The organism is Roseovarius sp., assembly GCF_040219995.1.
In the GTDB taxonomy this organism is placed as follows: domain Bacteria; phylum Pseudomonadota; class Alphaproteobacteria; order Rhodobacterales; family Rhodobacteraceae; genus Roseovarius.
The window spans coordinates 708,224-733,401 of record NZ_JAVJUC010000014.1; the positions used below are offsets into that span (position 1 = coordinate 708,224).

At 63.4% G+C, this 25,178-nt stretch carries 23 protein-coding genes; 6 read left to right on the top strand and 17 right to left on the bottom strand.

The features are described 5' to 3' along the window. Positions 1 to 131 precede the first annotated feature (131 nt). A complete protein-coding gene (gene purL, locus RID11_RS07720) occupies positions 132 to 2,297 on the top strand; it encodes a phosphoribosylformylglycinamidine synthase subunit PurL (RefSeq protein WP_350137239.1) in 2,166 nt (721 codons plus the stop codon). Positions 2,298 to 2,398: 101 nt separating this feature from the next. Here purL and hflX read toward each other — a convergent pair whose 3' ends face one another. The 4 genes from hflX to trkA form a co-directional block, all read right to left on the bottom strand. Further along, the gene (gene hflX, locus RID11_RS07725) at positions 2,399 to 3,676 is read right to left on the bottom strand and encodes a GTPase HflX (protein ID WP_350137241.1); all 1,278 of its coding nucleotides are present in this window, start codon (positions 3,674 to 3,676) and stop codon (positions 2,399 to 2,401) included. Further along, a complete protein-coding gene (gene hfq / locus RID11_RS07730) occupies positions 3,673 to 3,912 on the bottom strand; it encodes an RNA chaperone Hfq (RefSeq protein WP_008283145.1) in 240 nt (79 codons plus the stop codon). The genes hflX and hfq overlap by 4 nt, the downstream gene beginning before the upstream one ends. A 118-nt stretch (positions 3,913 to 4,030) precedes the next feature. Beyond that, positions 4,031 to 5,554 carry a TrkH family potassium uptake protein gene (locus RID11_RS07735; RefSeq protein ID WP_350137245.1) on the bottom strand — a complete coding sequence of 508 codons (1,524 nt, stop codon included), beginning with the start codon at positions 5,552 to 5,554 and terminating at the stop codon, positions 4,031 to 4,033. A gap of 4 nt (positions 5,555 to 5,558) precedes the next feature. Next, complete coding sequence (gene trkA, locus RID11_RS07740) at positions 5,559 to 6,938, bottom strand: Trk system potassium transporter TrkA (RefSeq protein ID WP_350137247.1); 1,380 nt, start codon at positions 6,936 to 6,938, stop codon at positions 5,559 to 5,561. A 98-nt stretch (positions 6,939 to 7,036) separates the two neighbouring features. Here trkA and RID11_RS07745 point away from each other — a divergent pair, with 98 nt between their 5' ends. From RID11_RS07745 to RID11_RS07755, 3 genes are all read left to right on the top strand, one after another. Further along, positions 7,037 to 7,513, top strand: coding sequence for a hypothetical protein (locus RID11_RS07745; protein WP_350137250.1), 477 nt, complete (start codon positions 7,037 to 7,039; stop codon positions 7,511 to 7,513). A 210-nt stretch (positions 7,514 to 7,723) separates the two neighbouring features. Further along, positions 7,724 to 8,650: a LysR family transcriptional regulator gene (locus tag RID11_RS07750; protein WP_350137253.1), complete on the top strand. Its 927-nt coding sequence runs from the start codon at positions 7,724 to 7,726 to the stop codon at positions 8,648 to 8,650. Positions 8,651 to 8,854: 204 nt separating this feature from the next. Continuing rightward, positions 8,855 to 9,121, top strand: coding sequence for a hypothetical protein (locus RID11_RS07755; protein WP_350137256.1), 267 nt, complete (start codon positions 8,855 to 8,857; stop codon positions 9,119 to 9,121). A gap of 20 nt (positions 9,122 to 9,141) precedes the next feature. On the opposite strand, the gene phoB is transcribed toward RID11_RS07755, so the two are convergent. The 10 genes from phoB to RID11_RS07805 all read right to left on the bottom strand — a co-directional run bounded on the left by phoB (position 9,142) and on the right by RID11_RS07805 (position 18,494). Continuing rightward, positions 9,142 to 9,831 (bottom strand): phosphate regulon transcriptional regulator PhoB, encoded by a 690-nt coding sequence (gene phoB / locus RID11_RS07760; RefSeq protein WP_350137258.1) that lies wholly within the window; start codon positions 9,829 to 9,831, stop codon positions 9,142 to 9,144. A 17-nt stretch (positions 9,832 to 9,848) separates the two neighbouring features. Next, positions 9,849 to 10,577 carry a phosphate signaling complex protein PhoU gene (gene phoU, locus RID11_RS07765; protein WP_350137260.1) on the bottom strand — a complete coding sequence of 243 codons (729 nt, stop codon included), beginning with the start codon at positions 10,575 to 10,577 and terminating at the stop codon, positions 9,849 to 9,851. Between the two features lie 22 nt (positions 10,578 to 10,599). Next, positions 10,600 to 11,400, bottom strand: coding sequence for a phosphate ABC transporter ATP-binding protein PstB (gene pstB, locus RID11_RS07770; protein ID WP_350137262.1), 801 nt, complete (start codon positions 11,398 to 11,400; stop codon positions 10,600 to 10,602). Positions 11,401 to 11,415: 15 nt separating this feature from the next. Beyond that, on the bottom strand, positions 11,416 to 12,699 hold the full coding sequence (pstA, locus tag RID11_RS07775; protein WP_350137265.1) for a phosphate ABC transporter permease PstA: 1,284 nt from the start codon (positions 12,697 to 12,699) through the stop codon (positions 11,416 to 11,418). Positions 12,700 to 12,711: 12 nt separating this feature from the next. Then, positions 12,712 to 14,085 (bottom strand): phosphate ABC transporter permease subunit PstC, encoded by a 1,374-nt coding sequence (gene pstC / locus RID11_RS07780; protein ID WP_350137267.1) that lies wholly within the window; start codon positions 14,083 to 14,085, stop codon positions 12,712 to 12,714. A 70-nt stretch (positions 14,086 to 14,155) separates the two neighbouring features. Then, on the bottom strand, positions 14,156 to 15,190 hold the full coding sequence (locus RID11_RS07785) for a substrate-binding domain-containing protein (protein ID WP_350137270.1): 1,035 nt from the start codon (positions 15,188 to 15,190) through the stop codon (positions 14,156 to 14,158). Between the two features lie 146 nt (positions 15,191 to 15,336). Beyond that, on the bottom strand, positions 15,337 to 16,374 hold the full coding sequence (locus RID11_RS07790) for an ATP-binding protein (RefSeq protein ID WP_350137272.1): 1,038 nt from the start codon (positions 16,372 to 16,374) through the stop codon (positions 15,337 to 15,339). 6 nt (positions 16,375 to 16,380) lie between these two features. Further along, positions 16,381 to 16,902 carry a gamma carbonic anhydrase family protein gene (locus RID11_RS07795; protein WP_350137274.1) on the bottom strand — a complete coding sequence of 174 codons (522 nt, stop codon included), beginning with the start codon at positions 16,900 to 16,902 and terminating at the stop codon, positions 16,381 to 16,383. Further along, positions 16,899 to 17,540 carry a guanylate kinase gene (gene gmk / locus RID11_RS07800; RefSeq protein ID WP_350137276.1) on the bottom strand — a complete coding sequence of 214 codons (642 nt, stop codon included), beginning with the start codon at positions 17,538 to 17,540 and terminating at the stop codon, positions 16,899 to 16,901. The genes RID11_RS07795 and gmk overlap by 4 nt, the downstream gene beginning before the upstream one ends. Positions 17,541 to 17,603: 63 nt before the next feature. Further along, positions 17,604 to 18,494 (bottom strand): YicC/YloC family endoribonuclease, encoded by an 891-nt coding sequence (locus RID11_RS07805; RefSeq protein ID WP_350137279.1) that lies wholly within the window; start codon positions 18,492 to 18,494, stop codon positions 17,604 to 17,606. 273 nt (positions 18,495 to 18,767) lie between these two features. Here RID11_RS07805 and RID11_RS07810 point away from each other — a divergent pair, with 273 nt between their 5' ends. Further along, on the top strand, positions 18,768 to 19,394 hold the full coding sequence (locus tag RID11_RS07810; protein ID WP_350137282.1) for a PAS domain-containing protein: 627 nt from the start codon (positions 18,768 to 18,770) through the stop codon (positions 19,392 to 19,394). A gap of 112 nt (positions 19,395 to 19,506) precedes the next feature. On the opposite strand, the gene RID11_RS07815 is transcribed toward RID11_RS07810, so the two are convergent. Continuing rightward, complete coding sequence (locus RID11_RS07815; protein ID WP_350137284.1) at positions 19,507 to 20,877, bottom strand: class II 3-deoxy-7-phosphoheptulonate synthase; 1,371 nt, start codon at positions 20,875 to 20,877, stop codon at positions 19,507 to 19,509. Positions 20,878 to 21,051: 174 nt separating this feature from the next. Between RID11_RS07815 and RID11_RS07820 the strand changes: the two genes are divergently transcribed. Then, on the top strand, positions 21,052 to 22,053 hold the full coding sequence (locus RID11_RS07820; RefSeq protein ID WP_350137287.1) for a GlxA family transcriptional regulator: 1,002 nt from the start codon (positions 21,052 to 21,054) through the stop codon (positions 22,051 to 22,053). Positions 22,054 to 22,120: 67 nt separating this feature from the next. On the opposite strand, the gene RID11_RS07825 is transcribed toward RID11_RS07820, so the two are convergent. Together RID11_RS07825 and dxs are read right to left on the bottom strand one after the other, a co-directional pair. Then, positions 22,121 to 23,209 carry a PQQ-dependent sugar dehydrogenase gene (locus tag RID11_RS07825; protein WP_350137290.1) on the bottom strand — a complete coding sequence of 363 codons (1,089 nt, stop codon included), beginning with the start codon at positions 23,207 to 23,209 and terminating at the stop codon, positions 22,121 to 22,123. 33 nt (positions 23,210 to 23,242) lie between these two features. Beyond that, positions 23,243 to 25,171 (bottom strand): 1-deoxy-D-xylulose-5-phosphate synthase, encoded by a 1,929-nt coding sequence (dxs, locus tag RID11_RS07830; protein ID WP_350137293.1) that lies wholly within the window; start codon positions 25,169 to 25,171, stop codon positions 23,243 to 23,245. Between the last annotated feature and the right edge of the window lie 7 nt (positions 25,172 to 25,178).

Genomic DNA, 25,178 nt, shown 5'->3' on the forward strand with positions numbered 1-25,178 from the left:
GCCCTATGGCCGGGCCTTTCTTTTTTCAAAGCTGTGGATTCTGACTGTCCGTCGCGAGCGGCCCCTTTCCCCGGCCTGCGCAATGGCCTAAAGAGACGCGCAATCGGACCACCTTGGGGGATTCCAGTCAAATGCAGGAACCGGCACTCACGCCCGAACTGATCGAGGCCCATGGCCTTAAGCCCGACGAATACGACCGCATCCTCGAGATCATCGGACGCGAGCCGACCTTCACCGAGCTTGGTATCTTTTCGGCTATGTGGAACGAGCACTGCTCCTACAAATCCTCGAAGAAATGGCTGCGCACCCTGCCCACCACCGGACCACAGGTGATCTGCGGCCCGGGCGAGAACGCGGGCGTGGTGGATATTGGCGATGGGCAGGCCGTGGTCTTCAAAATGGAGAGCCACAACCACCCCTCCTATATCGAGCCCTATCAGGGGGCCGCGACCGGCGTGGGCGGCATCCTGCGCGATGTCTTTACGATGGGCGCACGCCCGATTGCGGCGATGAATTCGCTCAGCTTCGGCGAGGTGTCGCACCCCAAGACGCGCCAGCTTGTGCATGGCGTGGTCGAGGGGGTCGGCGGCTATGGCAACTGTTTCGGCGTGCCCACCGTGGGCGGCGAGGTGCGGTTTGACCCGGCTTATAATGGCAACTGCCTTGTGAATGCCTTTGCCGCCGGTCTGGCCGATGCCGACAAGATATTCTATTCCGCTGCGTCGGGTGTCGGCATGCCGGTGGTTTACCTCGGGGCCAAGACGGGCCGCGACGGTGTGGGCGGCGCGACCATGGCGTCGGCCGAGTTCGATGAGACCATCGAGGAAAAGCGCCCGACCGTGCAGGTCGGCGACCCGTTCACCGAAAAGCGCCTGATGGAGGCCACGCTGGAGCTGATGCAGACCGGCGCGGTGATTTCCATTCAGGACATGGGTGCGGCGGGCCTGACCTGTTCCGCCGTCGAGATGGGCGACAAGGGCGGGCTTGGCGTCAAGCTGCAACTCGACGCCGTGCCGCAGCGCGAGACCGGCATGACGGCCTATGAGATGATGCTGTCGGAGTCTCAGGAGCGCATGCTGATGGTGCTACGCCCGGAAAAAGAGGCCGAAGCACGCGCCGTATTCGAGAAATGGGATCTCGATTTTGCGATCGTCGGCGAGACCATCGCCGAGGACCGGTTTCTCATCCTGCATGGCAATGATGTGAAGGCCGATCTGCCGCTGGCCACGCTGTCGGGCTCTGCGCCGGAATATGACCGCCCTTGGGTAGAACCCAGCCTGCCCGAGCCGCTCAATCCCGCCTCGGTGCCGGGCGTCGATCCCATCGACGGGCTGCGCGCGCTGATCGCCTCGCCCAATTATTGCTCGCGGCAATGGGTGTACGAACAATACGACACCATGGTCATGGCCGACAGCGCCCGCACGCCCGGTCAGGGCGCGGGGCTGATCCGTGTGCATGGCACCGACAAGCTGCTGGCCTTCACCTCGGACGTGACCCCGCGCTACGTCAAGGCGAACCCCGTGGAGGGCGGTAAACAGGCGGTGGCCGAGGCCTATCGCAACCTCAGCGCCCTGGGCGCGGTGCCGCTCGCCACCACCGACAACCTGAACTTCGGCAAACCCGAGAAACCCGAGATCATGGGGCAGTTCGTCGGCGCCATCAAGGGCATCGGCGAGGCCGTGGCCGCGCTCGACATGCCAATCGTGTCGGGCAATGTCTCGCTCTATAACGAGACCGACGGCACGGCGATACTGCCGACGCCGACCATCGGGGCGGTGGGCCTGATCCGTGATCCCGAAACGGCAATCACCGGCGAGGCGCGCGAGGGGCATGTGGCGCTTGTCCTGGGCGAAACCCATGGCCATCTGGGGCAATCGGCATTACTGGCCGAGGTGTTCAACCGCGTCGAGGGTGACGCGCCCCCGGTCGACCTGGCCGCCGAGAAACGCCACGGCGATTTCATCCGTGCCAATCACGCGCTGATCAAGGCCTGCACCGATCTCAGCGACGGCGGTCTCGGGCTCGCGGCCTTCGAGATGGCCGAAGCGGCGGGTGTGGGCGTGCATTTGGACAGCGACGACACCGCCACGCTCTTTGGCGAGGATCAGGGCCGTTATCTGATCGCGTGCAATTTTGATCAGGCCGAGGCGCTGATGATCGCTGCCGGTCAGGCGGGCGTGACGCTTACTTCGGTGGGCCGATTTACCGGCGACACGGTGCGCATGGGTCGCTCTGACGCCCCGCTTGCGGAGCTGTCCGAGGTGTTTCGGTCCAGTTTCGGGGCGACCTTTGGCTGAGATCGGCGCGGCACATTTTGGTCCGATGTTGACGTTGGAATGAAGCGACCGGGCGAAACCCGGCTTCCGCAAGCGGGAGCATCAGGCCAACGCCCGACCGCTCACATATTCTCGAACTGCTGCTGCTGCCGGGCCGTCCAGCGGACGGTCAGATCAAAGCCGTCCTCGGTCTGACGCTCACCCTCGACCAGTTCCTTCTGAAACAACCAGGCCCGCTTGCGCCCCTCGTCGAATCCCAGATGCACGTCGCTTAGATGCCGCACCTCGGCGAGCGCCTGTGACACCGCCGCGACCAGATCGTCGATGCCCTGCCCCGTCACAGCCGACAGCGCCTGAACCCCGTCCTGCCGGGCTGCCTGCGTCATGGCAGCGGCGCGCGCCTCATCCTCCAGCCGGTCGATCTTGTTCCAGATCTCGATCTGCGGCACCGTATCCTTGACCCCAAGACTTTCGAGGATCGTCGCCACGTCGCGCGCCTGTGCCGCGCTCTCGGGATGCGAAATGTCGCGCACGTGGCAGATCAGGTCCGCCTCCAGCACTTCTTCCAGCGTTGCGCGGAACGCTGCCACCAGTTCGGTCGGCAGGTCGCTGATGAACCCCACCGTGTCCGACAGGATCACTTCGGGTCCGCCACCCGGCAGGACGACCCGGCGCATCGTCGGGTCAAGCGTGGCGAAGAGCATGTCCTTTGCCATTACATCTGCGCCGGTCAGGCGATTGAAAAGCGTGGACTTTCCGGCGTTGGTATAGCCGACAAGGGCGACAATCGGGAACGGCACCTTGGCCCGGGCGGCGCGGTGCAGGGTGCGGGTCTTGACGACTTTTTCCAACTGCCGCCGCAGGCGCACCAGTTGCTCGTCGATGGCGCGGCGGTCGGCCTCGATCTGCGTCTCGCCGGGGCCGCCGACAAATCCCAGACCACCGCGCTGCCGCTCGAGGTGGGTCCAGGCCCGCACGAGGCGCGTGCGCTGGTAGGAAAGCGCCGCCATCTCGACCTGCAGCACACCTTCGCGCGTCGCGGCCCGGTCGCTGAAAATCTCAAGGATCAGCCCGGTCCGGTCGAGGATCTTGATATCCCAGGCCTTTTCCAGGTTGCGTTGCTGTACCGGTGTCAGGGGCCCATCAACCAGCACCAGATCAGCCTCGGCGGCGCTGATCGCCTCTTTCAGTTCCTCGCGCTTGCCCTTGCCAAAGAGCCGCCCGGCGTCGGGTTTGCGCAGCCGCACGACCTGTGCGCCCGCGACCTCGAGATCCGGCAGTGCATGGGCGAGCGAGACCGCCTCTTCGAGCGCAAGATCAGGGTCGCGCGCCCGGTCGGCGCCGACAATCTCGGGGTGGATGACCCAGGCCCGGGTGATCGGGCGCGCATGTTCCTTCAATTGGCGTCGTCACCGTCATAGAGGTTCACGGGCTGCGATGGCATGATCGTCGACACGGCATGCTTGTAAACCAGCTGCGATTGACCGTCGCGCCGCAGCAGAATGCAGAAATTGTCGAACCAGGTGATCACACCTTGCAGCTTGACCCCGTTGATCAGGAATACCGTGACCGGGATCTTGGTCTTGCGCACCTGATTGAGAAACGCGTCCTGCAAATTTTGCCGATCAGAAGCCATTCAATATCCTGCCTTTTTTTCTTGCGCACGCCGCGTATCGACGCGTCTTTCAACCCTGACACGCGAGCGAGTATGTCCTGCCAGCGCGTGAGTTTCCAGCCCAAAATTGCGCGCCCGGTCAATCCCGCCAGACCGTGGGGTTGAGCAGCGCGATCAGCGCGAGCGTCTCCAGCCGGCCCAGCACCATTGCCGTCGCATAAACGAGTTTCGCCCCCTCGCCCAGTTGTGCCAGGCGGATCGGCTCTTCGCTGGCGGCATGAATCAACGGGCCGGTGGTCGACAGCCCCGACAGGGCGAGGATCAGCGCAGATTCGAAGGTCTGACCAAAGAGCGCAAGCACGGCGGTCAGCGCGGTCAGCGTCAGCGCGAAGAGCATGAAGAAGATCCAGGCGATATAGGCGCCTTGCCGCCGGATGCGCCGTCCCGGCCCCGAGGCGCGCCCGACCGAGGAGGGATGAATGAGCCGCTCAACTTCGCGTTGGCCATGCAGATAGAGGGCATAGACCCGCAACAGCTTTACCCCGCCCGCCGTGGTGGCCACGCCGCCGCCCACCAGGGCCAGCCCCATCAGAATGAGCCCCGGCGTCTTGAGCCCGGACCAGTCGCGGGCCGCCTGCCAGTCGGCGCTCTCAAATCCGGTGGTCGACAGGAACGACAGCACCGTGAACACCGCCCCCCAAAGCGCGCTCAGCACACCTGCCCAATCGGCAGGATCGGCCACCTCGTAGGCCCCGATCCAGTGCCGCAGGAACAGCAGCATCGGCACCCCCGCCACGATCATCAGGCCCAGCCGGAACTCGGGGTCGTAGAGCAGCCCCTGCCGCACCGTCGGCACCGTGTCCGACGAGAAGGTGAGCCGCGACAGCGAGAAGATCAGGAACAGGAAGATCGCGAACTCCCCGGCAAATCCCGAGACCCCGTTCTGCAGGCCACCGATCGACGAAATACCACTGGTCGACATCGTCGACATCGCGTGCACGGCCGCCACGAAGGCGCGCTCGCCGCCCGCCATGAGAATGATCCAGAGCGCCGCCGTCAGCCCGATATAGACCGGCCCGAGGGTGAGCGTGATCTGTGCCAGCCGCCGCGCCGGGCTGGCCCGCTGGAACCGTCCCAGCAGGGCGTCGTCCTGCCCCGGTTCGGCGCGCACCGTAACCTCGAACCCGCCAAGACTCATCGGCGCGAGCACCGCGGAAGCGGAAATCCAGATCAGCAATCCCCCCGACCAGCCGACAATGGCGCGCCACAGGTGCAGGCTGTCCGTGATCCGCCCCGGCACACCAAAGAGCGTGGCGCCTGTGGTGGTGAAACTCGACACCATCTCGAAATAGGCATTGAGATAGGTGGTCGTCTCGACCCCTTCATAGAACGGCAGCGCCAGGTAGAGCGGCAGCAGCAGATAGGCCAGCAGCAGCGAGGCGAGGTTTTGCGCGTCGGTCATCTCTCGGGCCGCATCGCGTCCCGACATCGCCAGCCCGATCACCACGACCAACGCCAGCCCCAGGAGCCCCGAGTTGCCAAACGCAAGCGCCACGCTTGTGTCGCCACGCATCAACGCGTCGACCATCGGCAGGAACATCAACAGACCGGCAACACCGGCGAGGATCAGGATAAGCGGAAATCGCAGGAGACGCGCGGTCATCGGATCAGAAATAGTCGATCGAGACCTGCAGCAGCTTTTCGACCGCTGCCACATCTGCCGCAAGCGCAAAGATCACCACCGCATCTCCGGCCTCGATCCGCAATCCGCCGCGCGGCTTGTGGATCTTGTCACCCTTCTTAACGCCACCGATCAGCACGCCTTCGGGAAAGTCGATATCGCGCAACGCCGCCCCGGCGATGGACGAGGTCGACATCACTTCGGCCTCGATCACCTCGGCCTCGGCATCGCCGATGGAATAGACACCGCGCACACGCCCGTGTCGGATATGGCGCAGGATTGAACTGACGGTGGTGGCGCGTGGGTTGATATAGGCGTCGATGCCCAATGGATCGAGCAAGGGCACCATCGTGGGATCGTTGATCAGCGATATCGCGAAGGGGCAGCCCTCGGACTTGGCGCGCACCGCCGCGAGCATGTTGGTCTTGTCGTCATCAGTCACCGCCAGCACCGCGTCGGCCCGCGAGATCCCGGCCTCAGAAAGCAGCGCGGCGTTCAGCCCGTCGCCATTCAGCACGATGGTCCGTTCCAGCGCATCCGCCGCGCGTTCGGCACAGGCGCGGTTCTTTTCGATCACCTTGGCGCGGATACGCCCGCCGGGGCGCCGCTCCAGCGCCTGCGCGACCGCAAGACCGATGTTGCCACCGCCGATGATGACCACGCGCTCTTGCTTCTTTTGCGACTTGCCGAACACCTCAAGCGTGCGCGGTACGTCCTCAACCGGGGCGAAGAGATAACACTCGTCGCCCTCGAACAGCTGATCGCCCGACTCGGGCGCAAAGAGCCGCCCCTCACGGCGCACCGCCAGGACCACGACCCTCAGCGTCGAGAACAGGTCACTCAATTGCCGGAGCGGCGTGTTGAGCACCGGGCAATCCTCTTCCAGCCGGATCCCCATGAGCTGGGCGCTGTCGTCCATGAAGGTCACGGTATCAAAGGCAGCAGGCGCCGCAAGCCGCTGCAACGCGGCCTGCGCGACCTCGCGCTCGGGGCTGATCACCACGTCGATGGGCATGTGATCGCGGCGGTAGAGATCGGAATAGATCGCGTCGAGATAGGACTGGCTGCGCAGGCGGGCGATCTTGCGCCGGATGTCAAAGACCGAATGCGCCACCTGGCAGGTCACCATATTGACCTCGTCCGAATAGGTGGCGGCAATGATCATGTCGGCATCGCGTGCGCCCGCGCGGTCCAGCACATCCGGATAAGAGGCAAAGCCGGTGAGCCCCTGCACATCGAGCGTGTCGGTGGCCCGGCGCACTAGATCGGGATTGTTGTCCACGACCGTGACATCGTTGCGTTCGCCCGACAGATGCCGGGCGATCTGCCAGCCCACCTGACCGGCCCCGCAGATGATGACCTTCATGTCTCTTGCCTCATCCTGTCTGACGCCGCTGCATGACAGAAGGGTCAGATGCGGTCAATTGCTTTGTCCCCGGCGCGTGGCCCGGCTATGATGCGACTATGACCCGGATCGCTCGCCTTTCTCTCGCCTGCCTCGTGCTGCTTGGTGCCTGCGCACCGCCCGCGCTTTATCACAAGCCCGGGGCCGCCCCCGCGCAGATCGAGGCCAACCTGACCACCTGCCTTGTCTCGGCCCTGAATCAGGTGCCGCGCGACATCCGCACGCGCTACATTCCCGCTCAATATGCGCCTTACCGCTACTGCAACTCACGTGGCCAATGCTATACCCGCCACCGGTTGATCAGCCCGGCACGCACCGAAAGCTATGACGCCAATGAGGGCCTGCGCGCCCGCGTCACCGAGCAATGCATGGCGCAGGCGGGGTATCGTCCGGTATCACTGCCGCAATGCGACCCGGACCGGGTGCGCGCGGCTCAGATCGCTGCGGACGCCCCGCAGCCGCGCCTTGACGCCACAAGCTGCACGCTGCGCCTGCCTACGGGTGAATGGCGGATCGTGACGCCGGGCGGGACATAGGCGCAAACGGCGCTTTTCAGATGCAATCCGTCGCTGTGTCGAAGGCGGCTTGCACAACCCTGCGGTAATCACGTAAACGTGACTTTGGCTTCATTCTCCGGTGCGACGCTGCATAACGGGTATGCAAAGACGCCGCTTGTAGAATGAAGCGTGACCGCCATATGCGGCTCACTTTAACCGTTTCCCAGTCCCGAACAATCTTCACAAGAGGTGTCCAAAGGTTTGCCTACAACGTCCTCGCCGTCCCCTTCCTTCGCACGCATTTACGATGACTTGCGCGTTGTTCTGACCGTACAGCGCTGCGGCTCCATGACCAATGCCGCAAGTGAGATCGGAACCACCACCTCCACTGTTTCGCGACAGATTGCCCGGCTACGTGAAACGCTCGGCATATACCCATTTGTCAAATCCGATGGTGATTGGCAGCTCAACCCCGCTTTGCGGGATCTGGTCACGGCGTTCGAGCAGGCCGACGGTATGCTTGAAAGCGAGTTGGCGCGCCTGCAAAGCTATCAGCCAACCGCGCGGCGGGACGTCAAGATCGGGGCACCACCAACGGTTCTGTCACACATGCTATGCGAGGGGATGAACGCGTTCGTACGAGCCAATGCGGGCATCCGCCCGGTGCTCGAAAGCCGCGTTCTGGAAAGCGGGCTTGGCACCACCGATATCAGCGTCGTGTTTCACCCGCCTGAATCCGGACGCGTGCGGGTCAAACGCTGCGGCGTGCTGGATTTCGCGCTCTTCGCCCCCAGAGGCTGGCGCAATGGCGATGGATGGGTCTCTCTCGGAGAGCGCTTGGCCGGGCCTTACATCCAGGCGCGCCGGCATTTCTTCAACAGCGATCCCACGGTGCTCGTTGACAGTTTTCCACAAGCGATACGGGTCATGCGCGACATCGGTGTGGCGGGAGCATTGCCGGTCATCATTGCCGCACAAGAGCCCGATCTTGAATTGATCGGCCCTGCCGGCCTCGACGTCACGCGCGATCTTTACGTGATCCACCATGAAACCCGAAGCGCCGATCCTGACATCCGCGCAACGGTGAACTGGGTCAGCACGCAACTGACTGAGGCGAAACGCAAAACGCGCGAGTTGCGCGAAACGCAAGATCGCTTTTGCGATAGCCTTGCTTGAAGTGAACACCTCTTGGTTGCACAGTGCGCTTAAAAATAAGCAATCGAGGCAGACATGATACAGGCATCCGGCACGGCTGGTCTTCTCAGCCGACTATACCTTGCGGCATTCTTTGCATCGCACGTGACCCACACCCTGGCCCCCGGCGCGTTAAAGACGTGGAGCGGGACCACAGCGCACGCTCTGCACACGGGCGATCCCTGGATGGATATCGCCGTGGCAGCAGTCCTGAGCCTTGTTGTGATCTGGTTGACGCTTGGCGTGCGTAGCCGGATCGTGGCGCTGATCGGCTTTGTGATCTGCACCGCGACGATCCTCTTGCATGGCAACGCATGGATAAATCCCACGGCGGTCGATCTATGGACCTGGCCGCGTGTGACCGCACTGGTGGCGGTTCTGATCCTTGCCATCACCGGTGGCGGGACATGGCGGCTCTATTCCGGGGGCTGGCGCGTCAGCCAGTCGATCTGATCGTCGCGACCGGTTGCGCGTCAGCCAAGCGCGTAACCGGCCCCGCGCACGGTGCGCAGAGGATCATCGCCACCATGCTGGCACAGCGCCTTGCGCAGACGCCCGATATGCACATCCACGGTGCGGGTATCGACATAGATGTCGCGGCCCCAGACCCGGTCGAGCAGTTGCTCGCGCGACCAGACGCGACCGGGCTTTTCCATGAAGGTCGAGAGCAGCCGGAACTCGGTCGGGCCCAGCTTCAGCGCCTTGTCGGAGCGTGTGACACGGTGGGTCTCGGCATCCAGAACGATATCGTCATATTCCAGCCGCTCGCCCACCGTGGCGGGCCGCGTGCGGCGCAGTTGCGCGCGCACCCGCGCCATCAGTTCGACCAATGAATAGGGCTTGATCACATAGTCATCGGCACCGGTTTCCAGCCCGCGCACCCGGTCTACCTCTTCGGAACGCGCCGAGAGCATGATGATCGGAATGGCGCGCGTCTCGGAGCGGGTCTTGAGCTGGCGGCACACCTCGATGCCCGACACATTGGGCATCATCCAGTCGAGCACGATGATATCGGGCGGCATTTCCGACACCATCAACAGCGCCTCCTCGCCATTGCTGGCGGTGACGACGCGGAACCCGTCCGCTTCAAGGTTATAGCCCAGCACCTCGCGCTGCGCGGGCTCATCCTCAACCAGCAGCACGGTGGGTTGATCGGCGGACATCGGCAGTCTCTCCTGTGTCAGGCTTTGATATCGGGCGCGATGCTGGGATCGACCGAGGTCGTGTCCCCCTTGGGTCGCGGATCCTCGGGCATTTCGCCCGACACCAGATAGATCACCTGCTCGGCGATGGAGGTCACAAGATCGCCCATCCGCTCGGTATTCTTGGCGATGAAATGCAGATGCATGCAGGGCGTGATGTTGCGCGGGTCTTCCATCATGAAGGTCAGGAATTCGCGGAAGATCGCGTTATACATCTGATCGACATCCTGATCGCGGTGCATCACCTCGAGCGCCAGATCGGCATCACGCTGGATATAGGCATCGAGAATGTCCTTGAGCATCTCCTCGACTTCACGCGCCATCCGGCGCAGCGCAGCCGGAGAGCCATTGACCGGGGCCATGCTGGACAGGACCGAGGTGCGCTTGGCCATGTTCTTGGCATAGTCGCCGATCCGCTCGAGGCTGGCGGAAATCTTGATCACCGTCAGCACCAGCCGCAGGTCGCGCGCGGTCGGCGCGCGCAGGGCGATGACGCGGGCGGCTTCCTCGTTGATCTGCTCTTCAAGCGCGTCGATGGCCTTGTCGCGGCCGCGCACTTCCTCGGCCAGTTCCTCGTCGCGGGTTTCGAGCGAGCGGGCGGCGTCAGCGATGGCGCGTTCGACCATGCCGCCCATCTTCATGATTTGCGCCTGAATGGTTTCGAGATCCTGGTCGAAGGACGAGACGATATGCTGCTGGTCTGACATTGGAATGATCCTGATCCTGGCCTCAGCCGATGCGCCCGGTGATGTAGCTTTCGGTCCGCTCATCTTCGGGATTGGTGAAAATGTGGCCGGTCTCGCCGTATTCCACGAGATTGCCGAGATGGAAAAACGCGGTTTTCTGGCTGACGCGCGCGGCCTGCTGCATGGAGTGGGTGACGATCACCACGGAATAGTCCTGCCGCAACTCGTCGATCAGTTCCTCGACCTGCGCGGTGGCGATCGGGTCGAGCGCCGAGCACGGCTCGTCCATCAACAGCACCTCGGGGGCGGTAGCCACGGCGCGCGCGATGCACAGGCGCTGCTGCTGGCCGCCAGACAGACCGGTGCCGGGCTGGTCGAGCCGGTCCTTGGCCTCATTCCACAGCGCGGCGCGGCGCAAGGATTTCTCGACGATCTCGTCAAGATCCGCCTTGGTCCGCGCAAGCCCGTGGATGCGGGGGCCATACGCCACGTTGTCATAGATCGACTTGGGGAACGGGTTGGGCTTCTGGAACACCATCCCCACCTTAGCGCGCAACTGCACCGGGTCGACGCGCTTGTCATAGATGTCCTGCCCGTCGAGCAGGATATCACCCTCGACCCGGCAGATGTCGATCGTGTCGTTCATCCGGTTGATGCAGCGCAGGAAGGTCGACTTGCCACAGCCCGAGGGGCCGATGAAGGCGGTCACGGTCTTGTCGAGGATATCCACATCCACGTCCTTGATGGCGTGGGTGTCGCCATAATAGACCTGCACGTTGCGCGCGGCGATCTTGATGTTGTCTTGGGTCACTTTGCTCTCCGCGAGATTGGGGGCATCATACATGGTCTCAATCCTTTCCTACCATTTCCGCTCGAACTTGCTGCGCAGAAAGATGGCGATGGCGTTCATGGCGATCAGGAAGGTCAGCAGGACCAGAATAGCGGCCGAGGTGCGGCTGACAAACCCGCGTTCGGGGCTGTCGGCCCAGATGAAGATCTGCGTGGGCAGCGCCGTGGCACTGTCGAGCGGCGATCCGGGGGCCGAGGTGATGAAGGCGTTCATCCCGATCAGCAGCAGCGGTGCTGTCTCGCCCAATGCCTGTGCGAGGCCGATGATCGTGCCGGTCAGGATGCCGGGCATCGCAAGCGGCAGGACATGGCTGAACACCACCTGATGCTTGGACGCGCCCACCCCGAGGGCCGCTTCGCGGATCGAGGGCGGCACCGCCTTCAATGCTGCGCGGGTCGCGATAATGATCGTCGGCATGGTCATCAGCGCCAGCGTCATGCCACCAACCAGCGGGGCCGAGCGCGGCATGCCGAACCAGCCCAGAAACACCGCCAGAGCCAACAGACCGAAGACAATGGACGGCACCGCGGCCAGGTTGTTGATATTGACCTCGATAATATCGCTCCACTTGTTCTTGGACGCAAATTCCTCAAGGTAGATCGCCGCCCCGATACCAAGCGGGAAAGAGATCAGGAAGCAGACCAGCAATGCCCAGAAACTACCGACCAACGCACCTTTGAGGCCGGCAAGCTCCGGAAATCGCGAGTCGGCATTGGTAAGAAGCGCCCAGTTGATCGGCTGGGTGATGACGCCCGCCTCTTCCAGCGTCTCGAACCATCCAATCTGACGATCCGAGAGCTTGCGCTGGTTTTCAGGGCTGTCACGATCGACCATGCCCTTTGCAAGCTGATCGTAATCATCCGAGGTGGGCACGGTCACGCTGATTGTCTGCCCGATCAGGTCGGGGTTTTCCACGACCTGATCCCGCAGGCGAAACTGCGCTCCGTTCGACAGGATGGTTTCCAGCTTGCGCAGGTCGGCACGGCCCTCCACGTCAGGAAAATACTGCTGTAGACTTGCCAGTAGCACATCGTCAAATCCGCCGCGCGGCAACCCATCGACCGGAATTTCCTCAGGGTCGACGAAGACCTCGACCTGAATATGGGTCTGGGTGAAGGCCTTGTATCCACTGCTGACCAGCGAGGCGATCAAGATGAACAGCATGATCGCGGCAAAGCTGATCGCGGCGATGCCAAGTCCTTGCAGCATCGTCTGGTGGCGGTTGCGCTTTTTCATCAGCGCGCTGCCGGACGAGGCGATGGAGGACGGCGGGGTTGCGGAAATATCGGTCATGTCCTTGGGTCCTCAGTCATAGGCTTCGCGGTACTTGCGCACGATGCGCAGCGCGAAAATGTTGATCACCAGCGTGACGATGAAGAGCATCATGCCAAGCGCGAAGGCGGCGAGCGTCTTGGGGTTGTCGAAGGACGTATCGCCGATCAGCAGGGTCACGATCTGCACCGTGACCGTGGTCACGCTATCGAGCGGATTGATCGTCATCTTGGCGATGAGGCCCGCAGCCATCACCACGATCATCGTCTCGCCAATGGCGCGGCTCACGGCCAGCAGGACACCGCCCACGATACCCGGGATCGCCGCCGGAAAGAGCACATTGGTCATCATCTCCGCGCGCGTCGCCCCGAGACCGAGCGCACCGTCGCGCAGTGATTGCGGCACTGCCGACAGCGCATCATCGGCAAAGGACGAAATGAACGGAATGAGCATGATGCCCATCACGCTGCCCGCCGCAAGCGCGGTGTTCGGCGAGACGTCGAGCCCGATCGCCTGGCCGAAACTGCGGATCGCCGGGGCCACCACGAGGATGGCGAAGAACCCGTAAACCACCGTCGGAACACCGGCGAGAATTTCGAGGAAGGGTTTCGCGATGGAGCGGAAGCGTTTGGGCGCGAATTCATTGAGATAGATCGCTGACATCAGGCCGATAGGCACGGCAAGAAACAGCGCGATCACCGTGATCACCAGCGTACCCACCATCACCGGCAACCAGCCGAACGCACCCTCGGCCGCGACCTGATCCTCGCGCAGCGGGATCTGCGGTTCCCAGTTGGTGCCGAACAGGAACTCCCAGACCGAGACTTTCTCGAAAAACCGGAAGGTCTCAAACATCAGGGACGCGATGATGCCGATGGTGACAAAAATCGCCACAACCGAGCAGAAGATCATCAGCCCCGACACGATCCGCTCGACGCCATGGCGCGCCCGGAACTCCGCAGCCACCTTACGGCGCGAGAAGAAAAGCAAGGCCAGCGAGACCGCCAGCACCGTCACCAGCAAGAGCTGCCCACTGCGGGCATTCAGCGTGACATATCGCTCGGCCGCGTCCAGCTTCCACTGCTCGGGCGTGCCGAATATCGAGCCCCCGGCGATGGATTTGATCTCGGCGACGATCAACTGCACCGCGCCGGTGCCAAGCCCCTCAAGCCGCTCTGAAATACCGGCCTTGAGGATCAGGTCGATCACCGGGCCCTCGAGCACCAGCCACAACAGAATGAGAACGATGACCGGCACAAGGATCATCAGCAGAGAGTAGAAGCCGTGAAAGCCTGTCAGGGAATGGAGACGTGCTCCGCCGTTCCTGATTGCCGTGGCCGCCTGACGGTTCCAGACATATCCGACGATGGAAAGAATGAGGAGGCAGAGAAAGGCTGCAGTGGTCATATCGCCCTCGATCCGGGTAAAAGAAACCGCCCGGCCGTGAACAGCCGGGCGGCCATGTTGTCAAAGCCGCTTAGGACGCCTTCGGTTCCATGTTGACGGCCTCGATGGCCTCATTGCGCTCTTGCTCGCGCTTCTTGTCACCCAGCGGAACCATGCCGCGCTCGGACAGGTAGCCGCCCGGGCCCATGGATTCTTCGGACGTGTACTCTTCGATGAATTCCTGCAGGTTCGGGATCACACCGCGATGCGCGTTCTTGACGTAGAAGAACAGCGGGCGCGAGATGCCGTACTCGCCGCTTTCGATGGTGTCGAAGCTGGGCGTGACGCCACCGATAGCAACGGCCTTGAGCGTGTCCTGATTCTCGAAGAGGAACGAGTAGCCGAAGATACCGACCGCGTTGGCATCAGCATTCAGGCGCTGAACGATCAGGTTGTCATTCTCGCCGGCTTCGACGAAGGGGCCGTCCTGACGCAGACGCGCGCAGTTCTCTTCTGCCCAGTCCTCGCCCTTGTCGGCGATCATCGGAAGTTCCATGCAGCCTTCGACGATGGCCAGTTCAACGAACGCGTCGCGCGTGCCCGAAGTCGGCGGGGGGCCGTAGGCGAGGATTTCTTCGTCCGGCAGGCTGGAGTCGACGTCCGACCACTTCATGTAGGGGTTGGCGACCATTTCGCCGTCGACCGGCACTTCAGCGGCGAGACCAAGATAGACCTGCGTTTTGGTCATGTCCCAGTCGTGCTCGCTGTCACGCGACACGGCGATCGACAGACCGTCCGAGCCGATCTGCACTTCGGTGATGTCGGTCACGCCGTTTTCCTGGCAGAGTTCGTATTCGGAGGCCTTCATGGCGCGCGACGCGCCGGTCAGGTCGGCATGCGCCTCACCGATGCCGCCGCAGAAGATCTTCATGCCGCCGCCGGTGCCGGTCGATTCGACGATGGGCGACGGTGCGCCGGTGTTGTTGGCAAACTGCTCAGCGGCAGCCTGGCTGTAGGGGAACACGGTGGACGAGCCGACGACGCGGATTTCGTCACGTGCCTGCGCCGCGCCAGCGGCCAGTGCGGCCAGAGCGGCAGCGGAAACGGTGGTTTTGAGAAGAGACATGGATTGCTCCCAGATTGGTTTCACGGGGCCACCCGGCAGGGCGACCTTGGGGGCGGTGCTAAGCACTTTCAGCGACGCTTTTGTTACACTTATGTAACCGTTTTATGACAGTCGCGGATTTGCCGGAAATCGTTGGAAAAAAGGGCTCAGGCGATCCAGCGCGGCAGGATCACGGTGAATTCGCTGCCCTCGCCGGGGGTCGAGGAGATTCGCAGCCGCCCGCGGTGGCGGTTCACGATATGCTTGACGATCGCCAGCCCAAGCCCGGTGCCCCCCATCTCGCGCGAGCGGTGCGTATCGACGCGGTAGAAGCGTTCCGTCAGGCGCGGGATATGCAGCGGGTCGATCCCCGGCCCGGTATCGCGCACCCGCGCCACGATGGCGGGCATGCGCAGGGTGGCGTCCTTGGGATGCCGGTCGAGCGTGATGGTGATTCGGTTCTCCGCCCCGCCATATTTGATCGCGTTCTCGATCAGGTTGGTGAAGACCTGTTGCAGCTGATCGGCATTGCCGGGCGCCTGCATGCCCTCGCCGCTCTCGAAGATCAGTTCCGTACCGCGTTCGCGCGCCAAGGGTCGCAGCATGTAGACGACCGAACCGATCACCTCCGAAAGATCCACCGCCTCGCGCGGGCGCACCCGTTCCTCGCCCTCGACCCGGCTGAGCGACAAGAGATCGCGCACCAATCGCTCCATCCGCGCGGCCTCATTCTGCATGATGCCCAGAAACCGGTCGATCGCGGTCTCGTCGCGGCGCGCAGGGCCCTGCAGCGTCTCGATGAACCCCATCAGCGCGGTGAGCGGCGTGCGCAACTCGTGGCTGACATTGGCGACGAAATCGCGGCGCATCTGTGCGGCCTGCTCGCGCTCGGTCATGTCCTCGAACGACACCAGAACCCCGCGCGTGCTGTCGGTCTCGACATAGGCGACATGCACCTCGAAGCTGCTGTCGCGCCCGGCCTCGGAAATCTGGTAGCTCGTCTTGCGCCGGGCGCGGTCGCGCAGCGTGGCCTCGATCGCCTCCAGCACATCGGGCTGGCGCAGGGCGGTCAGGAAATGCCGCCCGACAATGCCCTGCCCCATCATCTCCAGCGCGGCGTCATTGGCCGACGCGATGCGCTCGTCCGGGCCAATCAGCAGCGCCGCGAGCGGCATACCCGCCAGAACCGAGGCCAGACCCTTCATGGCGCTTCAGACCTCGCTCAGCCCGGCGCGAAACCGGCGCATGTTCTGCTGGTAATGCAGCGCGCTCGCCTTCAGGCCCTCGATGGCGGCCTCATCAAGGCTGCGGATCACCTTGCCCGGCGCACCCATCACAAGGCTGCCATCGGGGATTTCCTTGCCCTCGGTAATGAGCGCGCCCGCACCGATCAGGCAGTTGCGCCCGATCCGTGCACCATTGAGCACCGTCGCCCCCATGCCAATGAGAGAATTCTCGCCGATGGTGCAGCCATGCAGCATCGCCTTGTGACCGATGGTGCAACCCGCACCGATCACCAGCGGATAGCCCATATCGGTATGCATCACGGTGTTTTCCTGCACATTCGTGCCGGTGCCGATATGGATTACCTCATTGTCCCCGCGCAGCGTGACGCCGAACCAGACCGAGGCACCGTCTTCCAGAACGACCTTGCCGATCAGGTTGGCATCGGGGGCGACCCAGGTATCCCCGGCGATCTCGGGGCTGTGGCCGTCAAGCGTGTAGATGGTCATAGCGTCTCCTCGAATTCGGCTTGCAGGTGGCGGACATGATCGGTCAGCCAGGGTTGCTGGCCACGGCGCAGGCGGGTGGCCTCGATGATCGTCCTCAGGCGCGCCTCGGTGGCGTCCAGATCGTCGTTCACCAGCACGAAATCATAGCCGTCCCAATGGCTGATCTCGTCCCAGCTTTTCTGCATGCGGCGCGCGATCACGTCGGGGCTGTCCTGTCCCCGTGTCTCCAGCCGTCGGTGCAGTTCGCGAATCGAGGGCGGCAGCAGGAAGATCGACAGCGTATGCGCCCCAAGCGCCGAGTTGCGGATCTGCTGGGCGCCCTGCCAGTCGATATCAAAAAGCACATCGCGCCCGGCATTGATCGCGGTCTCGACCGGTCCCTTGGGCGAGCCATAGAAATTGCCGAAGACATGGGCATGCTCGAGCATCTCGCCCGCCGTCACGTCGCGCTTGAACCGCTCCTCGCTCAGGAAATGGTAATCCTGCCCATCGACCTCCCCCTCGCGCGGGGTGCGCGTGGTGGCGGACACCGAAAAGGAAATCGTCGGGTCCCAGTCACGCAGTCGTCGCGACAGCGTGGATTTGCCCGCGCCCGACGGCGAGGAGAGAATGATCAACAACCCGCGCCGGTCCGTCATCGCGTCGCTTCCCCTGTCTTCATCTTGCCAAAAATATCCATTCCGCCCTTTGTGGCGCGCGTCTCATTCGACATTCTGCACCTGTTCGCGCATCTGGTCGATCACCGTCTTGAGCGCGAGGCCGATCTCGGTGAGGCCCGCATGTTGCGCCTTGGAGCACAGCGTATTGGCCTCGCGGTTGAATTCCTGAGCCAGAAAATCCAACTTGCGCCCAATCGGCCCGCCCTTGGCCAAGAGCACGCGCGCCGCGCCCACATGGGTGCGCAGGCGGTCGATTTCCTCGGTCACGTCCAGCTTCACGGCCAGTATCGCGAGTTCCTGTGCGACGCGCGCGGGGTCGGACTCGGGCGCGGTCTCGCTGATCCGCGCGAGGGCAGCGCGATGCTGGCGGGCGATATCCTCCTGCCGGGTGACGAGAAGATCGGCTGCGGCCTCGGTCAGCCGCGCGATCTCGTCGAGATGTCCAGCCAGCACGATGCCAAGCGCGGCCCCCTCATCGGCTCGCATGGCGACAAAGCTTTCCAGCACCGGCTCGAAATCCGCGAGGATCGCCTGCCCGAGGCCGACCGTATCGGGATCGGGCGGCGCAGTCTCCAGCACCCCGCGCAGCGCCAGCACATCGGCGGCATTCGCGGGTGCCAGCGTGATGGCCTGCGCCATGGCGCGCGCCTCGACCTCGGCCATTGCAGCCAGCACCGCATCGAGTGCTGCGGAATCGAGCCCGACCGTAGCCGCCTCGGCCCCGCCCCGCACGCGCAGGCTCACGGTGACATTGCCCCGGCCAAGCGCCGACGTCAGACGCGTACGCAGCCCCGCCTCCAGCCCCTCGATCCAGTCTGGCACCCGCAGGCGCAGATCAAGCCCCTTGCCATTGACACCGCGCAACTCCCAGGCCCAGGCGTGATCCGCATGGCATCCCTGTCGGGTGGCAAAGGCGGTCATTGAATGGATCATGAGCGTCGGGCCTCTGGGCAGGAGCAATGAATGTCCCTCTCCTAGAGCGCCCGCGCCGGGCTGGCAAGCCGCTCTGCCACAGAAGCACACTCGGCGGCCAAGCCGCGAGAGGTTAACCAATACCTTCAAATTTTAGACACTTGCGAGACAATTTGTGCCAATCTCAACGCACCGCACGCAGCCTCAGAGTCGGCTTAACGCGGCGCATGAAGGCTGTCACCGATCAGCCAAGGATGCGACACCGGTGACGAGACACGACAAGAGGATGATGCCATGCGCGATGACGCAAGACCGATGGAGACCGCGAGGCCAGAGCCACGCGTGGAGGCACATCTGCGGGCATTGCACGCCTATTGGAACGAGGCGCGGCGTGGGCAGGATGTACCCAAGCGCGCCGATATCGACCCGCGGCGGATCGAGCCGCTCTTGTCCAACGCCTTCATCGCCGAACGCATCGCGCCGGGGGTCACCCGGCTGCGGGTGGCGGGAATGCACCTGAGCGAAATTATGGGCATGGAGGTGCGCGGCATGCCGCTGTCGTGCCTGATCGCGCCGCCTGCGCGCGACACCTTCGCACTGCATTTGGTCGATCTCTTCGAAGGGCCCGCCACCTTGCGGATGGAGTTGCGCAGCCCCGGCAGCCTTGGTCGCCCCGAGATGGGTGCCACCTTGGTGATGTTGCCCCTGCGCAGCGACCTGGGTGATGTCTCGCGCGCGCTCGGCTGCCTCGTGACCCGAGGGGCCTCGGGCCGCGCACCGCGCCGGTTCGAAATCAAGACCTGCCGGTCAACCTCTGTCGCCGGGATCGAGGACGCGGGCGGCTTGCTTCAGGTCCTTCCCGGCGGGCTCAGCGGCACGGTTCGCGGACGCGGCAGCAAACGCGGTTGCGCGTATCTCTAACTGGTAAGATAGCGGCGAAGGCCCTTGCAAGGGCCTTCCACCGCGCTTTGCAAAGCACGGACCAAGCCGTTTGCAAACGGCTTGGCGCTCCGGTCGCGGGCGGCGCGGTCTATCAGACCGCCTGCGCCTGCTTGCGGTCGTCGCGCAACGCCTTGAGTTCCTCGGCCACGAGGAACGCAAGCTCCAGCGATTGCGAGGCGTTGAGGCGCGGATCGCAGGCGGTGTGATAGCGATCGCTGAGATTTTCATCCGACAGTGCCCGCATGCCGCCGGTGCATTCGGTCACGTCCTGCCCGGTCATCTCGAAATGCACCCCGCCCGGGATCGTGCCTTCGGCGCGGTGGATGCCGAAGAATTCCTGCACCTCGCGCAGCACCGCCTCGAAGGGCCGGGTCTTGTAGCCGGTGGCCGATTTGATCGTGTTGCCATGCATCGGATCACAAACCCAGAGCACCTTCGCGCCTTCTTCCTCGACTGTGCGGATGAGGCGCGGCAGGTTGTCGGCGACCTTGCCCGCGCCGAACCGCGCGATCAGCGTGAGCCGCCCCGCCTCATTGCCCGGATTGAGCGTCGCCAGCAGCCGCTTGAGATCCTCGGAGGTCATCGTCGGGCCGCATTTCAGGCCAATGGGGTTCTGCACGCCGCGCAGGAACTCGACATGTGCACCGTCGGGCTGCCGGGTGCGGTCGCCGATCCACAGCATGTGACCCGAGCCCGCCAGCCATTTGCCCGAGGTGGAATCGAGCCGCGTCAGCGCCTCTTCGTATTCCAGCAGCAACCCCTCATGCGAGGTGTAGAAATCCACCGTCTGCAGCGTGTGCGCCTGCGCGCTGTCGATCCCCGCCGCCGTCATGAAATCCAGCGCATCAGCGATATGGTTGGCCATTTCGCGATATTTCGCGGCCTTCTCGCTCTCGGTGAATCCCAATGTCCACTGATGCACCTGGTGCATATCGGCATAGCCGCCCTTGGAAAACGCGCGCAGCAGGTTCAGCGTGGCCGCCGCCTGGGTGTAGGCCTGCAGCATCTTTTCCGGGTTGGGGATACGGGCCTCCGGGGTGAAGGCCAGTTCGTTGATGATGTCACCCCGGTAGCTGGGCAGTTCCAGCCCCTCGACCGTCTCGGTGGGCGCGCTGCGCGGCTTGGCGAACTGTCCGGCCATGCGGCCAACCTTCACCACCGGCACCTTGGCACCGTAGGTCAGCACCATCGCCATCTGCAACATCACCTTGAACGTGTCGCGAATGGCATCCGCCGAGAATTGATCGAACGCCTCGGCGCAATCACCGCCCTGCAACAGGAACGCCTCGCCGCGCGAGGCCGCGCCAAGCTGCGATTTCAAACGCCGCGCCTCACCGGCAAAGACCAGCGGCGGATACTGTGTCAGACGGGCCTCGACCGCCGCGAGGGCGGCGGCATCGGTATAGTCCGGCATCTGCACCCGCGGCTTCGCGCGCCAGCCCGATTTCTGCCAATCCGTCATTTCTCAGTCTCCGCTTTATCGAATGTCAGGCCCGGTCTATACTAAAGCCATGCCCAAGAGGCCATACAGGAGTTGCAGGAATCGCCTGCAATCGACACCTCATGTCTTGTCATTCGCGACGTTTTCGTGACACAGGCGAAGGATGGCCGGACTGTCCGGGGATTCGGAAGAGCTATGAAACCTGAGACCGCGAAAATTGATGTCGATGCGCCAAAAGCGCCCAAGCGCTTTATCTTCGTGCTGCTCGACAATTTCACCCTGCTGAGCTTTGCCTCGGCGGTGGAATGCCTGCGCATAGCCAATCGCATGGCCGAGGCGGAACTTTACAGCTGGGCGCTGACCGGGGATACCGAAGATATCGTCACCTGCTCCAACGGCGTTCGCTTCCACGTGGATTTCCCGCTTTCGGAACTCGGCCGAGAGGATGTGGTGATCGTCTGCGGCGGGGTCGACATCCAGAAGGCCGCCACCAAGAAGATGCTCAACTGGTTGCGCCGGGAGGCGCGCCGGGGGCTGCGCATGGGCGGCCTCTGCACCGCCTCCTATGTGCTGGCCAAGGCCGGGCTGCTTGATGGCAAACGCGCGACGATCCACTGGGAAAACCACGACGCCTTTCTCGAGGAATTCGACGAGGTGCAATTGACCAAGTCGGTCTTTGTCATCGACGGCAACCGGATGACCACGGCGGGTGGCACCTCCTCCATCGACCTGATGCTCAATATCATCGCGGACGATCACGGCGAAAAGCTGGCCAATGCGGTGGCCGATCAGCAGATCTATTCCTCGATCCGCACCGATCAGGACACACAACGTCTGAGCGTGCCGACCCGGATCGGTGTGCGCCACCCCAAGCTGAGCCAGGTCATCCAGATGATGGAGGCCAATATCGAGGACCCGATCAGCCCCTCGATTCTCGCGCGCGAGGTGGGTATGTCCACGCGCCAGCTGGAGCGGCTGTTTCGTCGCTACCTCAGCCGCAGCCCCAAACGATATTACATGGAACTGCGCCTGCAAAAGGCGCGCAACCTGTTGATGCAGACCGACATGACGGTGATCAACGTGGCCCTCGCTTGCGGCTTTGCGAGCCCGTCGCATTTCTCAAAATGCTACCGCGCGCATTACAACACTACGCCCTACCGCGAACGCGGGGCGCACACGTCACGCCTGTCTGTGTGATGCCAGACGGTGCGGCGCTTTCTTGAAAAGAAAGCGAACCGAAATCTTTTGAAGATTTCGGTCACCCTCAGCGCGTGATCCGATAGGCCGCGCCCTGCCCCACACTCAGGAACCAGATCGCACCATCAGGGGCCTCGACAATGTCGCGCACGCGCGATGTCTCGGGGCTCTCGAACCGCTCAACCTCGCGCAGTGGTGTGCCCTTGAGCCGCGAGATCATGTCGAACTTGAGCGAGCCCACGAAGATATCGCCGCGCCAGTCGGGGAACATGTCACCCTGATAGATCATCATGCCCGAGGGCGCGATGGACGGGTCCCAGTAATGCGCGGGCTGCTTCATGCCCTCCTTGTGGGTGCCCTCGCCGATCTTCGCACCGGAATAGTGCCGTCCGTAGGAAATCACCGGCCAGCCGTAGTTTGCGCCTTTCTCGACGCGGTTCACCTCATCGCCACCACGCGCACCATGCTCGACAACCCAGAGATTACCTGACCCGTCCAGCGCCGCGCCTTGCGGATTGCGATGCCCGTAGGACCAGATTTCCGGCTGCGCGCCAGATGTGTCAACAAAGGGATTGTCCTGCGGCACAGACCCGTCGCGCATGATCCGGATCACCGAGCCGTTCTCGCGGCCAAGATCCTGTGCCGAAGGCCTGTCGCCGCGCTCCCCTATGGTGGCATAAAGATAGCCGTCTGGCCCCTCGACCAGACGCGAGCCGAAATGCCGCCCGCCGGAGGATCCCGGCTCCATCTCGAATATCACCGAGAGGTCACTCAACCGATCCGCACCGGGTGCCAGCCGCGCCCGGGCGATGGCGGTGCCCGCGCCGCCGGACTGAGGCTTGGAATAGCTGAAATAGACCTCGCGACTCTGCGCGAAATCTCGCGGGATCAGCAGGTCGAGCAAGCCACCCTGCCCGCGCGCGGCAATCTCCGGCAGGCCGTTGATCGCGCGGCTTTTCCCATCGTCGATGTGTAGGAGACGCCCGTCGCGCTCGGTGATCAGGAAGCCGCCATTGGGCAGAAAGGCCAGAGACCACGGCGCGTCGAGGCCATCGACCATCTTGGTCACATTGAGCGGTCCGGCGCTCGTATCGAGCGCATGGGCGGGTGCTGCTGCGACACCAATAGCGAAGATGAAAGCGGTGAAACGGGTCATGGAAATCTCCTTTCCCGTCTCAAGATAAGCACCTCAGGCGCGTTTGCCACTCACTTGCGCGATATCGAGCAGATCAAGCACACGCGCCTCGATATCGGACGCATTCAGACGCGCCACCGAGTACATATCCGCCGGGCTCGCCTGATCGATGAAGATATCCGGCAGTACCATGGCGCGGAACTTGAAGCCTTCATCAAACACTTTAGCTTCACTCAGGAAGTGGTTGACATGGCTCGCAAATCCGCCGATAGCGCCTTCTTCGATGGTGATCATCGCCTCATGGTTCTCAACCAGATCGAGGATCAGTGCCTCGTCGAGCGGCTTGGCAAAGCGGGCATCGGCCACGGTCGGCGTGATCCCGCGCGCGCGCAACCCTTCGCTCGCCTCCATCACCTCCTTGAGCCGTGTGCCATAAGACAAGATCGCAACGCGGCTGCCCTCTTGAATGATCCGGCCCTTGCCGATCTCCAGAGGCTCACCGCGCTCGGGCATCGTCACGCCCGCCCCCTCGCCGCGCGGATAGCGAAAGGCAATCGGGCCCTCGTCATGTACCGCCGCCGTGGCGACCATATGCACTAACTCGGCCTCGTCGGCGGCGGCCATCACGACAAATCCCGGCAGGTTGGCAAGAAAGGCCACGTCGAACGCGCCGGCATGGGTGGCGCCGTCCGCCCCCACCAGCCCGGCGCGGTCGATGGCAAAGCGCACCGGCAGGCGCTGAATGGCCACGTCATGGACAACCTGATCGTAACCGCGTTGCAGGAACGTCGAATAAAGCGCGCAAAACGGCTTCATCCCCCCCGCCGCGAGACCGGCGGAAAAGGTCACGGCATGCTGTTCGGCGATACCCACATCGAAACAGCGCGACGGGTAGCGCTCAGAGAACAGATCGAGGCCGGTGCCATCCGGCATCGCCGCCGTGATCGCGCAGATTTTGTCATCGCGCGCCGCCTGATCGAGCAGCGCAGTGGCGAACACCTTGGTATAGCTCGGCGCGTTCGACGGGGCCTTTTTCTGCTCGCCCGTCACCAGATCGAACTTGGCGGTGGCATGGCCGCCATCGCGAGCGTGCTCAGCCGGCGCATAGCCCTTGCCCTTCTTGGTCAGCGCATGAATAAGGATCGGCCCCGTCGCCCGCGCCTTGACCGTACGCAGCACCGGCAAAAGCTGCTCCATATCGTGCCCGTCGATTGGCCCGACATAGGAAAACCCCAACTCCTCGAAGAGCGTACCGCCCACCGTCATGCCCTTGAGCATGTCCTTGGCGCGCCGCGCACCTTCCTGAAAGGGCGGCGGCAGCAGGGAAATCGCCCCTTTGGCGGCAGCCTTGAATTCCTGAAACGGCTCGCCCGCGTAAAGCCGCGAGAGATAGGACGACAGCGCGCCCACGGGCGGCGCGATGGACATCTCGTTGTCATTGAGGATGACGATCAGCCGCTTGCCCAGGTGGCCCGCGTTGTTCATCGCCTCAAACGCCATGCCCGCCGACATCGCTCCGTCGCCGATAATTGCGATGGCGTCGCCATGCCCGGTAGGACAAGCCCCGCCCAGATCACGCGCCACGGCAAAGCCCAGCGCGGCACTGATCGAGGTGGAGCTATGCGCGGCACCGAACGGGTCATAGGGCGACTCGGATCGCTTGGTAAATCCCGAGAGCCCATCCTTTTGCCGGATGGTGCGCATACGGTCGCGCCGCCCGGTCAGGATCTTATGCGGATAGCTTTGATGCGACACGTCCCAGATGATCTTGTCGCGCGGCGCGTCAAAGACATGATGCAGCGCGACGGTGAGTTCCACCACCCCCAGCCCCGCGCCCAAATGCCCGCCGGTTTCCGATACCGCCGCGATGGTCTCGGCGCGCAGTTCCTGCGCAAGTGTCACAAGCTGCCCGTCGCTCAACCGCTTGAGGTCGGCGGGGCTCTCAACCTGATCGAGAAGCGGTGTGGTCGGGCGGTCTGGCATAGGACCC

Bases quoted from the DNA above. Each gene is read 5' to 3' on its own strand.
- purL (WP_350137239.1), top strand. From the start codon at position 132: ATGCAGGAACCGGCACTCACGCCCGAACTGATCGAGGCCCATGGCCTT.
- hfq (WP_008283145.1), bottom strand. From the start codon at position 3,912: ATGGCTTCTGATCGGCAAAATTTGCAGGACGCGTTTCTCAATCAGGTG.
- RID11_RS07735 (WP_350137245.1), bottom strand. From the start codon at position 5,554: ATGACCGCGCGTCTCCTGCGATTTCCGCTTATCCTGATCCTCGCCGGT.
- trkA (WP_350137247.1), bottom strand. From the start codon at position 6,938: ATGAAGGTCATCATCTGCGGGGCCGGTCAGGTGGGCTGGCAGATCGCC.
- RID11_RS07745 (WP_350137250.1), top strand. From the start codon at position 7,037: ATGACCCGGATCGCTCGCCTTTCTCTCGCCTGCCTCGTGCTGCTTGGT.
- RID11_RS07755 (WP_350137256.1), top strand. From the start codon at position 8,855: ATGGATATCGCCGTGGCAGCAGTCCTGAGCCTTGTTGTGATCTGGTTG.
- phoB (WP_350137258.1), bottom strand. From the start codon at position 9,831: ATGTCCGCCGATCAACCCACCGTGCTGCTGGTTGAGGATGAGCCCGCG.
- phoU (WP_350137260.1), bottom strand. From the start codon at position 10,577: ATGTCAGACCAGCAGCATATCGTCTCGTCCTTCGACCAGGATCTCGAA.
- pstB (WP_350137262.1), bottom strand. From the start codon at position 11,400: ATGTATGATGCCCCCAATCTCGCGGAGAGCAAAGTGACCCAAGACAAC.
- pstA (WP_350137265.1), bottom strand. From the start codon at position 12,699: ATGACCGATATTTCCGCAACCCCGCCGTCCTCCATCGCCTCGTCCGGC.
- pstC (WP_350137267.1), bottom strand. From the start codon at position 14,085: ATGACCACTGCAGCCTTTCTCTGCCTCCTCATTCTTTCCATCGTCGGA.
- RID11_RS07785 (WP_350137270.1), bottom strand. From the start codon at position 15,190: ATGTCTCTTCTCAAAACCACCGTTTCCGCTGCCGCTCTGGCCGCACTG.
- RID11_RS07790 (WP_350137272.1), bottom strand. From the start codon at position 16,374: ATGAAGGGTCTGGCCTCGGTTCTGGCGGGTATGCCGCTCGCGGCGCTG.
- RID11_RS07795 (WP_350137274.1), bottom strand. From the start codon at position 16,902: ATGACCATCTACACGCTTGACGGCCACAGCCCCGAGATCGCCGGGGAT.
- gmk (WP_350137276.1), bottom strand. From the start codon at position 17,540: ATGACGGACCGGCGCGGGTTGTTGATCATTCTCTCCTCGCCGTCGGGC.
- RID11_RS07805 (WP_350137279.1), bottom strand. From the start codon at position 18,494: ATGATCCATTCAATGACCGCCTTTGCCACCCGACAGGGATGCCATGCG.
- RID11_RS07810 (WP_350137282.1), top strand. From the start codon at position 18,768: ATGCGCGATGACGCAAGACCGATGGAGACCGCGAGGCCAGAGCCACGC.
- RID11_RS07815 (WP_350137284.1), bottom strand. From the start codon at position 20,877: ATGACGGATTGGCAGAAATCGGGCTGGCGCGCGAAGCCGCGGGTGCAG.
- RID11_RS07820 (WP_350137287.1), top strand. From the start codon at position 21,052: ATGAAACCTGAGACCGCGAAAATTGATGTCGATGCGCCAAAAGCGCCC.
- RID11_RS07825 (WP_350137290.1), bottom strand. From the start codon at position 23,209: ATGACCCGTTTCACCGCTTTCATCTTCGCTATTGGTGTCGCAGCAGCA.
- dxs (WP_350137293.1), bottom strand. From the start codon at position 25,171: ATGCCAGACCGCCCGACCACACCGCTTCTCGATCAGGTTGAGAGCCCC.